Annotated in this window: 14 protein-coding genes; 1 reads left to right on the top strand and 13 read right to left on the bottom strand. The window is 40.2% G+C overall.

Going from position 1 to position 13,221, the window contains the following annotated elements; all coding sequences use genetic code 11:
- Positions 1–177: 177 nt before the first annotated feature.
- From ACFWE9_RS05460 to ACFWE9_RS05410, 11 genes are all read right to left on the bottom strand, one after another.
- On the bottom strand, positions 178–1,320 hold the full coding sequence (locus ACFWE9_RS05460) for an amidohydrolase (RefSeq protein WP_377355955.1): 1,143 nt from the start codon (positions 1,318–1,320) through the stop codon (positions 178–180).
- Between the two features lie 14 nt (positions 1,321–1,334).
- Positions 1,335–1,844, bottom strand: coding sequence for a GNAT family N-acetyltransferase (locus ACFWE9_RS05455; protein ID WP_377355953.1), 510 nt, complete (start codon positions 1,842–1,844; stop codon positions 1,335–1,337).
- Positions 1,845–1,867: 23 nt separating this feature from the next.
- Complete coding sequence (locus ACFWE9_RS05450; protein WP_148358890.1) at positions 1,868–2,638, bottom strand: amino acid ABC transporter ATP-binding protein; 771 nt, start codon at positions 2,636–2,638, stop codon at positions 1,868–1,870.
- Complete coding sequence (locus ACFWE9_RS05445; RefSeq protein ID WP_230159340.1) at positions 2,635–3,345, bottom strand: amino acid ABC transporter permease; 711 nt, start codon at positions 3,343–3,345, stop codon at positions 2,635–2,637. Before ACFWE9_RS05445 ends, ACFWE9_RS05450 begins: the two co-directional genes overlap by 4 nt.
- 20 nt (positions 3,346–3,365) lie before the next feature.
- A complete protein-coding gene (locus ACFWE9_RS05440) occupies positions 3,366–4,073 on the bottom strand; it encodes an amino acid ABC transporter permease (protein ID WP_230159341.1) in 708 nt (235 codons plus the stop codon).
- Positions 4,074–4,105: 32 nt separating this feature from the next.
- Positions 4,106–4,930: an amino acid ABC transporter substrate-binding protein gene (locus tag ACFWE9_RS05435; protein ID WP_230159342.1), complete on the bottom strand. Its 825-nt coding sequence runs from the start codon at positions 4,928–4,930 to the stop codon at positions 4,106–4,108.
- Between the two features lie 20 nt (positions 4,931–4,950).
- A complete protein-coding gene (locus ACFWE9_RS05430) occupies positions 4,951–5,484 on the bottom strand; it encodes a GNAT family N-acetyltransferase (RefSeq protein WP_377355950.1) in 534 nt (177 codons plus the stop codon).
- 139 nt (positions 5,485–5,623) lie between these two features.
- Positions 5,624–5,884, bottom strand: coding sequence for a glutaredoxin family protein (locus ACFWE9_RS05425; RefSeq protein WP_230159344.1), 261 nt, complete (start codon positions 5,882–5,884; stop codon positions 5,624–5,626).
- A 37-nt stretch (positions 5,885–5,921) separates the two neighbouring features.
- A complete protein-coding gene (locus ACFWE9_RS05420) occupies positions 5,922–7,256 on the bottom strand; it encodes an LLM class flavin-dependent oxidoreductase (RefSeq protein ID WP_230159345.1) in 1,335 nt (444 codons plus the stop codon).
- A gap of 59 nt (positions 7,257–7,315) precedes the next feature.
- Positions 7,316–8,338: an LLM class flavin-dependent oxidoreductase gene (locus tag ACFWE9_RS05415; RefSeq protein ID WP_230159346.1), complete on the bottom strand. Its 1,023-nt coding sequence runs from the start codon at positions 8,336–8,338 to the stop codon at positions 7,316–7,318.
- 132 nt (positions 8,339–8,470) lie between these two features.
- The gene (locus ACFWE9_RS05410) at positions 8,471–9,382 is read right to left on the bottom strand and encodes a LysR family transcriptional regulator (RefSeq protein WP_230159347.1); all 912 of its coding nucleotides are present in this window, start codon (positions 9,380–9,382) and stop codon (positions 8,471–8,473) included.
- 385 nt (positions 9,383–9,767) lie between these two features.
- Between ACFWE9_RS05410 and ACFWE9_RS05405 the strand changes: the two genes are divergently transcribed.
- A complete protein-coding gene (locus ACFWE9_RS05405; RefSeq protein ID WP_230159348.1) occupies positions 9,768–9,980 on the top strand; it encodes a hypothetical protein in 213 nt (70 codons plus the stop codon).
- Positions 9,981–10,091: 111 nt separating this feature from the next.
- Here the strand turns inward: ACFWE9_RS05405 and ACFWE9_RS05400 are convergent, their stop codons facing one another.
- Positions 10,092–11,441: an FAD-binding oxidoreductase gene (locus ACFWE9_RS05400; RefSeq protein ID WP_377355946.1), complete on the bottom strand. Its 1,350-nt coding sequence runs from the start codon at positions 11,439–11,441 to the stop codon at positions 10,092–10,094.
- A gap of 299 nt (positions 11,442–11,740) precedes the next feature.
- A complete protein-coding gene (locus tag ACFWE9_RS05395; RefSeq protein ID WP_230159350.1) occupies positions 11,741–13,114 on the bottom strand; it encodes an amino acid permease in 1,374 nt (457 codons plus the stop codon).
- Between the last annotated feature and the right edge of the window lie 107 nt (positions 13,115–13,221).

Raw genomic sequence — 13,221 nt, 5'->3', positions numbered from 1 at the left:
AGAGAAATGGAGAGAGGTGTCTATGAAAAGCTGGAATGAATGAACGAAGAGTGGATATGTATTGAAGGTAAAATGGGGGATGACTATGCTTGAAATCAAGCTGGACCGAAATTTTTGGAATTACAACATCAAAGGTGCTAGGCATGAAATCGTGTCTGGCACCTTTGTCCTGTCTGTTCACCACTTATCCTGGTCATGTAATAAATTCTTGGCACTTTCAAATAAAAAATAAGCGGCTTTAATAATGGCTTTTTCATCAACAGTAAAAGCTGGATGATGCCAGTCTTCGTTTCCGTTTGTACCAAAAAAGGCAAAGGTACCGGGGATATGTTGAAGGTAATAAGCGAAATCTTCACCTCCCATTGAAGGTTCTGGATTGATTACATGCAATGATTGTTTCCGAGCAGACAAGCGGGCCATCTCTGTGACTGCCGGATGATTAAGAAGCGCAGGGGGCCCAGGAAACCAACCAATCGCAGCTTCCTGTGAAAAAGCAGCTGTAATATGATTCACAATCGAATAAAACTTTTTTTTTACTTCTTCGCGTATCTCTGAATTAAAGGTTCGAATCGTTCCTTCCAATATGACGTCACCTGGAATTACATTCCAAGTGTTTCCACCTGTTATTCTCGTAACACTTACCACAGCACTATCTAATGGGGATACATTCCGGCTGACGATAGTTTGAAGAGCAGTAATAAGCTGAGCCGCTGCCGCTATTGGATCTTTTCCGTTTTGAGGGATGGCCGCGTGGCTCCCCTTCCCTTGAAGAACAATATGAAAACGGTCCACTGCCGCCATTAACGGACCATCTTTTATCCCAATGGTGCCGACAGGCAAATTGGGTTTATTGTGCAGGCCAATTACAGCCGCTACATCGTCAATTTGACCATCTTTTATCACATGCACCGCTCCGCCACCTAATTCTTCTGCGGGTTGAAAAAGCAATCGCACTGTCCCGCACAACTCTGATTGATATTCTTTTAAAAGGTAGGCAGCACCTATGGCAGCTGCCGTATGAAAATCATGGCCGCAAGCATGCATCACTCCTTTTATTTTCGAAGCAAATGGAAGCCCGGTTCGTTCCTCAATCGGAAGTGCATCGATATCCGCCCTTATGGCTACTGTCGGTCCGGGTTTGCCACCCTTTATATCTGCAAAAACACCTGTTTTCAATCCTGTATGACGGATCTCAATGCCCTCTTCCTCGAGCCAGGTTTGTATCGATTTTGTCGTATCAAATTCTTCATTTGATAACTCCGGATATTGATGTAAATGGCGCCGTATCGATATTAAGCGCTTTTCCAGCTCTCGACTCATACAGTCGCCTCCTTCTATAAATCTAAGCGATAGCATTTTACTAAAACATCATGATTTTGGAATTCTTTCGTTTGATCCCGTTTAAAGCCAAACCATTCATATAGTTTAATGGCTTTATGCATCTTATCAGTAGAATGTAGATATAAACTGGACGCACCTTGCGATTTTGCATAATTTACACTAGCTTTTAATAATTCCTGTGCGATCCCGCGTCCCCTTGATTCGGGATGAACGGCCAACAACCGAATGATTGGTGAAAAAATTCCAAGTTCAGGCTTCTCATATGCTTTTTCAGATGACTGAAAAAGCTGCAATGTACCAAGGATATCCTGATTGCACTTTGCAACCAACACCTTATCAACATGTGGATTATCCACCGAGGATTCAATATTTTTTAAATAGCCTTCCCAAGCTTCCGGGTTCGAATATTCATGTTCATATTGTTGATAACTTTCTACCAATAAGCGGCGCACTGTCTCTTTATCTTCTTCAATCAATTCATCGACCACGATTGTATTAATCATACGTCCTCCTTTTGCCACTTCCTTTAATTGGCCCTTTCTTCTAAAAACGATACGGAAAAATCTCTTGATATCCGGTTTAAAAATTGTCGTGTTCGCTCTTCCTTCGGCGCATTGAAAATCTCCAATGGTGAACCTTCTTCTACAATGACCCCGCCATCCATGAAAAGAACACGATCCGAGACCTCTTTAGCAAAACTCATTTCATGGGTTACAATCACCATCGTGATACCTTCCTGGGCAATTGCTTTTATGACAGAAAGCACCTCCCCAACCAACTCAGGGTCGAGTGCCGACGTTGGCTCGTCAAATAGAATGACCTCAGGATTTAAAGCAAGTGCCCTAGCAATTCCAACACGTTGCTGTTGACCTCCTGACAATTGCGAGGGGAAATAGTTATGCTTATCTCCCAAACCTACTTTTTCCAATAACAGCTCGCTTTCCCGTTTCGCTTCAGCTTTCTTATATTTTTTTGTAACAATTAACCCTTCCATTACATTCTCCAAAACAGTTTTATGAGCAAATAAATTATAATGCTGAAAAACCATTGCCGATTGTCTTCTAAGGGATAAGATTTCCCTTTTGGTCGCCTTCTTAGACTTCACCTGTATATCTCCCACTTGAACAATTCCCTCATCAGGTTTCTCCAGAAAGTTCAAGCACCTAAGCAGGGTCGTTTTTCCTGATCCACTTGGTCCAAGTATGGTAACTACTTCTCCCTTGCCTATTTTCAAATTAATTCCTTTTAAAACAGGCTGCTGGTTAAATGATTTTTGAATATCTTTTAAATAAATCATTGTACTCCTCCTCGATTATAGGCAGTGGCCTTTTTCTCAATTAAAAACGAAAGCCCCTCTGCAATGATTGTGAGGCCCCAATAAATTAAACCAGCAGCGATAAAGGACTCCAAAAATTTCAAATTGGTGGATGCAACTATATTGGCTGCTCCTGTCATTTCTTTTTGCGATACAATGAAAGCAATGGATGACGTATGCAAGAATCCAATGAAAATATTCGTGAAATTCGGGATGGACTGAGCAATGGCCTGTGGCAAAACAATTCGCGTCATGGCTTGAAACGAATTCATCCCCACGGAATAGGCTGCCTCCATTTGGCCATTGGAGACACTGATAATTCCCGATCTGAATATTTCTGATAAATAGGCACCCGCACTCAACGATAAGGCGGTTAAGACAAATAAAATGATCGGAATGGAATTAGATTGAATACCCAAATCAAATTTTGTTGAAATTTGATCGATTAATAATGGAAAACCGAAATAAATGAGCATTATGTGCATAATAATTGGTGTTCCTCTAAAGAAGGAAACATATCCATTTGCAACTCTACATAGAAATTTCACTTTATATATCCTAATCAAGGCAACAGCGAGACCGATAATAAAACCTGCAAGAAGAGGAAGAATCGTTAAGATAAGTGTGATCGGAAGTGCTTTAATAATCTCCTTAAAAGCAGTCCAAATGAATAGAATATCAATCGTCAAGTCCTTCTCTCCTCCCTTTGTTATCCAGTAACAGACACATCAACAGTTTGATGCCGATTAATGCGGTTTTCATAAAGTCTGAATATTTTCTCAAACACTAGCACGACTGCATAATAGATAACAGCTAATGAGAGATAGACTTCGAGAGCATGTGCAGTTGCAGCAATTAATGTCTCTCCCCTGCCCATCATATCCATTACGCCGATGGTAAAGGCAAGTGAGGTATCCTTCAAGGATCCGATAATAGAGTTTGCGATATTCGGAAAAGCAATCCGTATTGCCTGAGGAAGTACAATTCGAAAAAAACTTTGACTATTATTCATACCAACAGAATAGGCTGCTTCCGTTTGTCCATAATCGACAGCCTTAATCGCTCCTCGGAATATTTCTGCGAAATGCGCCCCATTGCTTAATGCATAAGTAATAATGACAAAATACAGAGCATCCATTCTTGAAATATCAATATTAATGAATAAAAGGATTGCAGGCAGTCCATAAAAAACTAGAAATAATTGTATTAAAATAGGAGTTCCCCGAATGAATGAAATATACAAAATGACTAATTGATTCAAAACAGGGATACGAAATAATCTCAGGATGGCTGCCGCTATCCCGATGACCATTCCTAATAAAACGGATGCTGCCAGAATTTGCAATGTTACTCCAAGATAATAAATTAATGTCGGAATGAAATCGACGATTAATGAAGGATCAAATGCTTTCCCCATGCTTTAGCACCTCCGCGCTTACTACTATCTAATTAAAACCCTACTGAATAGTCTGCGCCCAGCCACTTTTTACTTAGTTCGCTAACTACCCCATCTTCTTTCAGCTCCACAAGTACTTCATCAATTCTCTTCTGTAAAGGAGTTTCATCTTTTCTTAGCAAAAAGTATACTTTTGAATTAAGAAGTGGCTCACCCACAACCTTTTGCTGTGCATCTGCTTGTTTATTTAAGAAGTCGACTGCAAATGGTGTAGTAATGGTAGCATCCGCCCGACCAGTTTTGATTTGATTCTTCGTATCATCTACGCCTTGGCCAGAATAGACAATTTCAATACCGGCATTATTTTCTTTATTATACTTTTCAAGAAAAACAGCAGAATTGCTCGTTGCACTCACTATCGCTTTTTTTCCTTTTAGATCTTTAATGGAATGAATATCCTTGTTGTCCTGATGAACTGTAACTTGAAGCGGAAAGACATTATATGGTTCTTTATTAAATAGAAATTTTTCTTTTCGTTCATCATTCACCTCCATTTGGTGAGCAACAAAATCTATTTTGTTCGTTTCTAAACTTAATAATAGATTAGAAAATTCCATCGTTTTAAATTCAAATTCATATTCAGGCAGCTTTTCATCGATTTGACGAACCAACTCGACATCATATCCTGTCAGCTTACCATTCTTATCCAAAAAGCAAATATTAGGGAATTGCGTCCCTGTTCCGACAATGATTTTCTGAACTTTTTTATCTTTTGATTCTCCAGAACTTGATTTTGCTGTACTCGTTGTTTCTTTCGAAGAACAAGCTCCCAAAAAAGTAAGTAGCAGTGCCATAACAATTAATAAGGTTTTTTTCATCTCAAATTCCCCCGACGTTTTTAATTACTCACAATTGGTTCTTTATTTTCAATAATGCGAAACAACGTTTCATCTAGAATTTTACGAAGATACACAATTTTTTCTCCATCGAGATCTCGTTCAGCAAAAATCTCATAGCCTCTTCTTTCATAAATGGAAGCAAGCCAAGGATGACGATCAGCTGTCGCCAAATAGACTGCCGGCGCTTTCACCTGTTTCCGAAGTGCATTTTCTTCCACCCAGGTTAACAACGTCGAGCCAAAACCTTTTTGTTTGTATAGGGGGTCGACTGCAAACCACCAAATGAATGGGTACGGACTGAAATGATCGGGATCATTCCATGGATGACGAACTGTCACAGTGGAAACAATTTGGCCGTCCTGTTCTAAAACATAAGTGAGATTCCGACTAATATTATTTGTCACTAGCTGCAAATCAGCTGTTGCAGCCAGAAAGTTAATATTCAATTCTCTAATTGGTTCATAAGCCCGAAGTGTAACGTTTAGCACTTCGGGCGCATCCTTTACAGTGGCAAGACGGATTAGCTGTGTCATGATTAACTCCCCGTTCCCATAACATATTATTTACACAAGAATAGTCGGATTTAAATCAACAATTTTTCCTTTTACGCTCTATTTCATTATTTAATATCCATTTAATAATAAGTCAACTTCTTAAATCAGCTAAATTTTGTTATTGTAAGCGTTCGAGTGCTTTTTCAAGAGAGGGTATGCCAATATCCGTAACACTCTCATATACGTTACCTCGCCCAATTTCAATAATAGGAACATACCGAACACCATATTTGATTTCTAAAATATCTCGCCGTTCATCATGATCGGTAACATCCACTGTTTGATAAGCAATGTCCTTTTCTTTTAAGTATTGTTTAACCTCTTCACAATAGTGACATCCTTGTTTTGACCAAACGACAACATTTAACGCTTCTCCCATTTCGTATTCCTCCTTCATTTTTTAAATGATACTTCTATTATTGGTTAATCTTTACTTTCGCATGACGATTTTCCGGGAATGGAAGCCCCAAGTTGCCTCTTAATGTTTCTGCTTCATATTCAGTACGATATATTCCCCTTTTTTGCAGGATAGGAATCACATAAGATACAAAGTCACTTAAAGCATTGGGAACACTTGAAGTAAAGATAAATCCGTCCGCCCCCTTCTCTTCGAACCATTGCTGAATCAAATCCGCCACTTTCTCTGGCGTTCCAATAAAAGAAGTCCGGGGTGTAGTCTCTTTAAGTGCTACTTGACGGAGCGTTAACTGTTTCTCCTTGGCTGCCTGTTTAATTCGATCAGTTGTACTTCGGAAACTGTTTTTTCCGATGTCTCCGAGATCAGGGAAAGGTGCATCCAGTTCATATTGGGAAAAATCATGATGATCGAAGTATCGTCCCAAATAGTCAAGCGCCTTATCTATAGAAACTAAGTTAGCGAGTTCTTGATATTTGTGCTCTGCCTCTTCCTCAGTTGCACCAATGATTGGAGCGATACCTGGCAGAATAAGAATCTCATCTGGATTTCTCCCGAATCCAGTAGCCCTGTTTTTTACATCTTGATAAAAAATCTTAGCATCTTCCAAAGTGGGTTGACCTGTAAAGATTGCATCCGCTTCTTTAGCCGCAAGATTTTTCCCGGCTTCTGATGAACCAGCTTGAAAAACAACAGGTCGCCCCTGTTTAGATCTGGCAATATTGAGTGGTCCTTGCACGGAGAAATATTCTCCTTTATGTTTTAATTGATGCATTTTAGAAGGGTCAAAAAACTCACCGGACTCTTTATCCCGAGTAAACGCGTCATCCTCCCATGAATCCCAAAGTCCTTTGGTGACCTGTATATATTCTGATGCTATTCGATAGCGTTTGGCATGATCCGGGTGTTCTTCTATCGTTTTGTTATAATTCAAGGCAGTACTCTCAAGAGGTGTAGTAACAAGGTTCCATCCGCCACGACCTTGACTAATGTGATCAAGTGAAGCAAATTGTCGGGCTACAGTAAATGGCTCACTGTATGAGGTGGAAACAGTTCCGACAAGCCCTATTCTTGATGTGAAAGCAGCGAGTGCGGATAAAATGGTCAGTGGTTCAAATCGATTTAAAAAATGCGGAATTGATTTCTCATTGATAAACAATCCATCAGCAATGAAAAGTAAATCGAACTTTCCCTCCTCAGCCTTCTGGGCCTGCTCCTTATAAAATTCAAGACTAACACTGGCATCGGCTTGAATGTCAGGATGTCTCCAACCAGATATACTCCCACCAACTCCATGAACAAGCGCTCCAAATTTCAACTTTCTCTGCTCAGACATCCATACTCCTCCTTTAATTTATATCGGTTTTTAGCTTTGCTTACATCTACCAGGACTTTTTAATTTTGGCTCGTAAAGTGTTTCTCTTCAGATAAAGCTAATTGAAGAGGACTCAACAATTGAAAAGATCGGAACCTTTCTGCTTCTTTTAAAATCGGCGAATGTAGGATGAACTCATCTACCCCATATTTTTCATGTAAATTTGTTAATACTTCTTTTACATATGAGGGAGTTCCAGCAATAATATTGGAGTCCTGTTCTTCTATTTCGTAAGACTCGCCAGTCTGATTCCCAAATAACTCTGCTTGCTCTAGTGTTTGGACCGTAACAGAACGGCCGCTTTGGAGATGGACTTTCACAATCTTCTGATCACCTGTTAACTGTTCTGCTTCTTGTTGTGTAGGAGCAGCAATCACTGAAACTGATACCTTAAAGCTTCCAGTTGGATAGATACTTTGGTAAATGCGTGAAGCATCTTCGAGTACAGTCTCATTACTATTGATAAATCGAGCAAATACATAATCTATCCCAAGTTCTGCTGCTAGCCTGGCGCTGTCAGCACTTGCACCAAGCAGAAACATCTCCGGCTTTTCAGAAGGGAGTGGTGTCGCTTGAATACCTGCAAGCGGATGAGTGTCGTTAACAGAATTTTCGATTATTTTTTTCAAAAAAGATAGCCGCTCTTCGAAGTCTTTACCATCATTCACAGTACCAAATTGCAGAGCCTTCGTTGATAAGGGGAGACCACCTGGTGCTTTTCCGATGCCAAGGTCTACTCTGCCTGGCGAAAGATTTGATAATACGTGAAAGTTTTCCGCCACTTTATATGGACTATAATGCTGAAGCATAACACCTCCGGACCCTACCCGAATCGATTTTGTTTGGGCTAATAAATAAGATATCAATACTTCCGGGGAGGATCCCGCTAGCTTTTCGGCATGATGATGTTCTGATACCCAGAAACGGGTATACCCCCACTCTTCTGCATGTCTAGCCAGATGAATGGTTTGCTGGAGTGCATCAAATGCTGAAGCTCCTGGAAATATCGGGCTCTGGTCTAAAATGCCAAGCTTATAACTCATATTCTCTCCTCCACTTTAATTCAAAGTTTACCTATGTGATTAATTTATTTTGACTAATCCTATCACCTAAAACATGCAAATGGCAATGGTTTAACTAATAAAAAAAAATATTGCATTGATAGAAAATATCTATCAATTCGATTGTATCTGTAATTGATGCAAGTCTTTTTCAAATTTCCGAATTGAGAAAAGAATATCATTCCATAGTAAGGGAGCTTCCATCCCGTGATTTAAGTGCGTTAGATAGATGTGCTGCTTTATCTTGATTAAATGAGACACATCCACTTCAACCAAAGTTCCCTGTTCTAATTCATTTTTAATACATAAATACGGTAAAAATCCGATACAGCTTCTGCTAAGAATAAGCGATTTCGCCACTTCCAAGTGATCAACCTGAAATTCAATACGAGGCTCTACATTAGACACTTCAAAAATTTTATGAACGTGGTTCCAGTCAAACGCACCGCACTCAAAAAAGACTAACGGCTCCATTGCCAATACCTGCACTGTTAGCTCAGTTTCAAGTTGAAATGGATGTCCTGGATACACGACTAAACGAATCGAATTATCAAGGGTCTTATAATTTTGCAGACCACTATGTGAAACATCCTTCATAAATGCTATATCAACCTTTTTCTGAAGCAATTTATCCATTAATGCATCATTTGTTGCTGAAATAAATTTAAAGCGTAAATTAGGATTCTTCCTTTTCCATAAAGGAAGAGCAAATGGAATAAAGTATTGCGATGTAATGATATTAGCCCCTATCGTTATTTCCTCCAGATCGCTTCCTGTTTTCAACTGTTTTTTCCCCTGTTGAAAAGTCCGAATAATTTGTTCCGCAAATGGAATGAAGGCCTTCCCTTTTTCGGTTAAAATCATCCCTCTCCCTTGCCTCTCAAATAGTACTGAATCGAGTTCACTCTCAAGCGTCTTAATTCTTGCCGAAACCGTTGGCTGTGATAAAAACATTGCCTCTGCAGCTTTATGAAAACTATTGAGGTGAACAACATACATAAAAGCTTCAATATGATCAATATTCATCTTCCCAACTCCTTTTGCAAAAATGAACACAAAAAGCTCCTGTTCGCTTATCGCGTTCAGGAGCTTTTGGTTGTCCAATCAGCTCATCCTCTTATAATAATTCTTTCTCCGATTTTAATCTTATAAAACCAATAAGTAAAGTGTAATTTAATTAAGTAAACAACCATATATTCATTGTGACACCATACAACATCGTATTGAAGAAACTTCATCCTATTTATGCAAATGAAATTTCAATGAAAATTAATGGTCAAAAGTTAGGCATGTTAAATCTTTTCCAAGAGGTACATCCTGTCTACGTTGTATATTTTTTCTCCTTATAAAAAAGATAAGAAGGGTCATCCTAATGTAGTAATTCCTATAATGACATAAGGAGAGATACTACATGCCTCAACAACAAATTGATGTCAATCAATTAAATCAAGCAAAAGCAAACGTTACCCTTACGCAAACCTTACTTTCACAAGCAATTGAAAAATCTTCCTCTGATCCAACTTTAGCACAAGAAGCCATTAAACAAGCTGCTCAAGAGATCGCACAAGCCCAATCTTCCGTAAACCAGGTATACAATGCCGTACAAGCTCCACAAGCAGAATGATTTTGGGGATTCCCTCGATTAATTGATGCATACCAAGAATAAAAGAGGCCTATATCCTAATTGAGGAATAGGCCTTTTAATAACGAATGTTTTTGGTCCATCCAAGCTTTTTCAACCCCACTTATTTAATGGGGGGATGCTTTGAGGGAATTTAAACGTATTGTACGGATCATAAGTCGTTTTCACTTCTCGAAGCCGTTTGAAATTTCCACCATAATAAGCAATTGGCCAATCTTTAATGAGAGTATCCGGCCAATTTACGTAATCCCCGGTAGTAAAAGGTGACAAAGCGTGCTTCAGGTCCTTGATCCACCGAATGTTTAGCCGTTCTTCTTCTGGATTTTTCCATGTAGCCTGATACTCCTGGGCGATGATGGCATCGCGATAATAAAAAGCTGTCTCCTTTGGGTCTTTAAGGCCTGCCACTCCTCCCAAAGATTGGTGCCAAATGGCTGCATTTTCATTTGGAGCATTTCCTAAAAAATGTTTCATGGTCATGATTGCTTGCTGTGGAAAAGCCTTTTCAATGAAAGATCCTGACCTCTTTCGATGAGCCGGTTGATTTCCACTCGGATAATCAAAGAATCTTACGGCTTCAATGTATGGGACTTCCTTAATCATGACATTTATTGGTGAACCAGTTTTTGTCAAAGGCTTTAAAAGCTGCTTCAATCTATGTGAAGTTCCAACAAATTCACCTTTAGCAATAATTTCGTTTGCTTCCTTTGCCTTGAATTCTATTTCTGAAGTTAAGCATTCATCAGCTTGAGGGGCCCAGTCCTGCCAGGCATTAAACACCGATTCGAAGTCTTTCCACCCCCATGTGACGGAGAATACAGAAACCCTTGATACTGGATGTACCCTGAAAGTAAGGGAAGTGACAATGCCAAAGTTCCCACCTCCGCCCCCGCAGCATGCCCAAAATAAATCATGATTATTTTTTCTATTCGCTTTAATGAGTTTGGCGCCCCTCTTTCCACACGCCCTTACCATTTCTATTTCAAGGAGATTGTCACAAGTCAGTCCAAAGCGCCTCGTTAACATACCGATTCCACCGCCGAGCGTAAGCCCGACAAGACCAACACTGCTCTCGGTCCCAGCCGGAATCGTCGTGCCATACTCCCATAACGTATTATATACTTGCCCTAAATCAGCTCCGGCTTCAATTTTTGCGATCATTTTTTCACGATTGACCTTGATCTTGTACATTTCACTGATATCAATGATTAGACCTCCATTTACTAATGAAAAATTTTCATAACTATGCCTGCCGCTCCTCACCCGAAAAGGTGTATGATTCTCCCTGGCCCACTTTAATGCATTCAGCACATCTTTGGAATTTTGACAAAACACAATGACCTTTGGGAATTTAGGAAAGCTCAAATTATTATTTATCCTGGCTTCATCGTACTCAGCATCATTTGGTGTTACGATTCGCCCGGTAAGCTTTGTTCGTTCCAAAAAATAACCCCCTTCTCGGGTAAAGATGTTACATACTATGAAAAAATCCGGCATGAAGACACTTTCTATAACCTCAAATCAGCTATACTCGTGACTTCCGATGCTTTACTAATGACTTCCGCCGCTTTACTCGTGATTTCCGCCACTTTACTCGTGACTTCCACCGCTTTACTCGTGATTTCCGCCGCTTACTCGTGACTTCCGCCGCTTTACTCGTGATTTCCCATTTCAATGATTAATAAAAGCAAAAAAACCCCTCTTGATTTGAAGAGGGGTTTTTTAATATCCATTTATGTTTCTTACATTTCGTCATCTTTCAATGGTGTTCGCTTATCCATTTTCAGGATGTAATAACTTGCTACGACTAATGCTAGGAAAACGATCCCGACAACCAAGGAAATCCGGGTACTAGGATTGATCCACATACCGACCAGCACCATTAGTAAGAAGGCAATTGTCGCATAGTTACTGAAAGGGGCCAACGGCATCTTGAACGGATGTTTCTCCATTTCAGCTGCATTTACCTTTCTGAACTTCAGCTCACTGATAAGTAAAACAAACCATGGAATCATCCCAGGTAAAACACTCGCACTATATACATAAAGGAATAGTTGCGGCGGTGCAAGGTAGTTCAGGACAACACCAATGCCCAGGCCTAAAAGTACAGCGATCGTACAATAGGCCGGCACTCCATTTTTAGATACTTTTGCAAATATTTTCGGAGCTTGGCCGTTCAATGCTAATGTGTAAAGCATACGACCTGCACTGAAAATCCCACTGTTACATCCAGACATGGCTGCTGTGATAACGACAAAGTTAATGATTCCTGCCGCTGCTGTGATACCTATTTTAGCAAAGGTTGAAACGAATGGACTTCCTAAGTCATCCAGCTGATCCCAAGGGAAGACTGTCACGATAACGAATATGGCGCCAATATAAAAGATTAAAATGCGCCATATGATTGATTGGATCGCTTTTGTTACGGTCTTCGTTGGATCTTTCGCTTCTCCGGCAGTGATGCCGATAAGCTCAACTCCTTGATAGGAAGCCACGACAAGGGAAAGCGCGAAGAAGAATCCTGTCCAGCCCCCCGTAAAGAAGCCGCCGTTTGCCCAAAGATTCGATAATCCAATTGCGTCTCCACCATTCCCTATTCCAAAGAAGATAAGGCCAAGGCCGGCAATGATCATCAATACAATCGTTATTATTTTTATGAGCGCAAACCAAAATTCAAATTCCCCGAAGGATTTAACGGAAATGAGGTTGGCCGCCCCCAAGATGATCATGGCGACCACACCTGGTACCCAAGCAGGTAACTCCGGGAACCAATATTGCATATACAGCCCAACCGCGATGATTTCGGACATTCCGACGATTACCCATTGAAACCAATTGCTCCAAGCAGTCATATAACCTGCCAAAGGATGTATATAGCTGCTCGCAAAGGTTGCAAAAGAACCTGTAGTCGGTTCTAAATATAGCATCTCACCCATAGAACGCATGATGAAAAAAATAAAAATACCTGCGATGGCATAAGCAAGCATTACAGAGGGCCCGGTCCATTTGATCGTGCTCGCCGATCCCATGAATAACCCGACTCCGATGGTTCCGCCCAAAGCTATCATTTGAATATGACGTGCTTCCAGCCCTCGCTTTAATTCCTTGTTTGACATGATTAACTCCCCCAGATGCAATATAAGCGGCATGCTTTTTCTATCCTTGCCAACCACTGTAATCTCTATTAATTATTGCGGTTAAACATTTTCTATCGAAACAATAT

Source organism: Peribacillus sp. NPDC060253 (genome assembly GCF_042727425.1).
GTDB lineage: Bacteria > Bacillota > Bacilli > Bacillales > DSM-1321 > Peribacillus.
Note: the sequence above shows the minus strand (reverse complement) of the source record. Positions and strands in the feature narration are given on the sequence as shown.

Excerpts from the sequence above, each read along its gene's own strand:
- ACFWE9_RS05425 (WP_230159344.1), bottom strand. The coding sequence starts at position 5,884 with ATGGGAGAAGCGTTAAATGTTGTCGTTTGGTCAAAACAAGGATGTCAC.
- ACFWE9_RS05415 (WP_230159346.1), bottom strand. The coding sequence starts at position 8,338 with ATGAGTTATAAGCTTGGCATTTTAGACCAGAGCCCGATATTTCCAGGA.
- ACFWE9_RS05405 (WP_230159348.1), top strand. The coding sequence starts at position 9,768 with ATGCCTCAACAACAAATTGATGTCAATCAATTAAATCAAGCAAAAGCA.
- ACFWE9_RS05420 (WP_230159345.1), bottom strand. The coding sequence starts at position 7,256 with ATGTCTGAGCAGAGAAAGTTGAAATTTGGAGCGCTTGTTCATGGAGTT.
- ACFWE9_RS05440 (WP_230159341.1), bottom strand. The coding sequence starts at position 4,073 with ATGGGGAAAGCATTTGATCCTTCATTAATCGTCGATTTCATTCCGACA.
- ACFWE9_RS05395 (WP_230159350.1), bottom strand. The coding sequence starts at position 13,114 with ATGTCAAACAAGGAATTAAAGCGAGGGCTGGAAGCACGTCATATTCAA.
- ACFWE9_RS05460 (WP_377355955.1), bottom strand. The coding sequence starts at position 1,320 with ATGAGTCGAGAGCTGGAAAAGCGCTTAATATCGATACGGCGCCATTTA.
- ACFWE9_RS05430 (WP_377355950.1), bottom strand. The coding sequence starts at position 5,484 with ATGACACAGCTAATCCGTCTTGCCACTGTAAAGGATGCGCCCGAAGTG.
- ACFWE9_RS05435 (WP_230159342.1), bottom strand. The coding sequence starts at position 4,930 with ATGAAAAAAACCTTATTAATTGTTATGGCACTGCTACTTACTTTTTTG.
- ACFWE9_RS05450 (WP_148358890.1), bottom strand. The coding sequence starts at position 2,638 with ATGATTTATTTAAAAGATATTCAAAAATCATTTAACCAGCAGCCTGTT.
- ACFWE9_RS05455 (WP_377355953.1), bottom strand. The coding sequence starts at position 1,844 with ATGATTAATACAATCGTGGTCGATGAATTGATTGAAGAAGATAAAGAG.
- ACFWE9_RS05410 (WP_230159347.1), bottom strand. The coding sequence starts at position 9,382 with ATGAATATTGATCATATTGAAGCTTTTATGTATGTTGTTCACCTCAAT.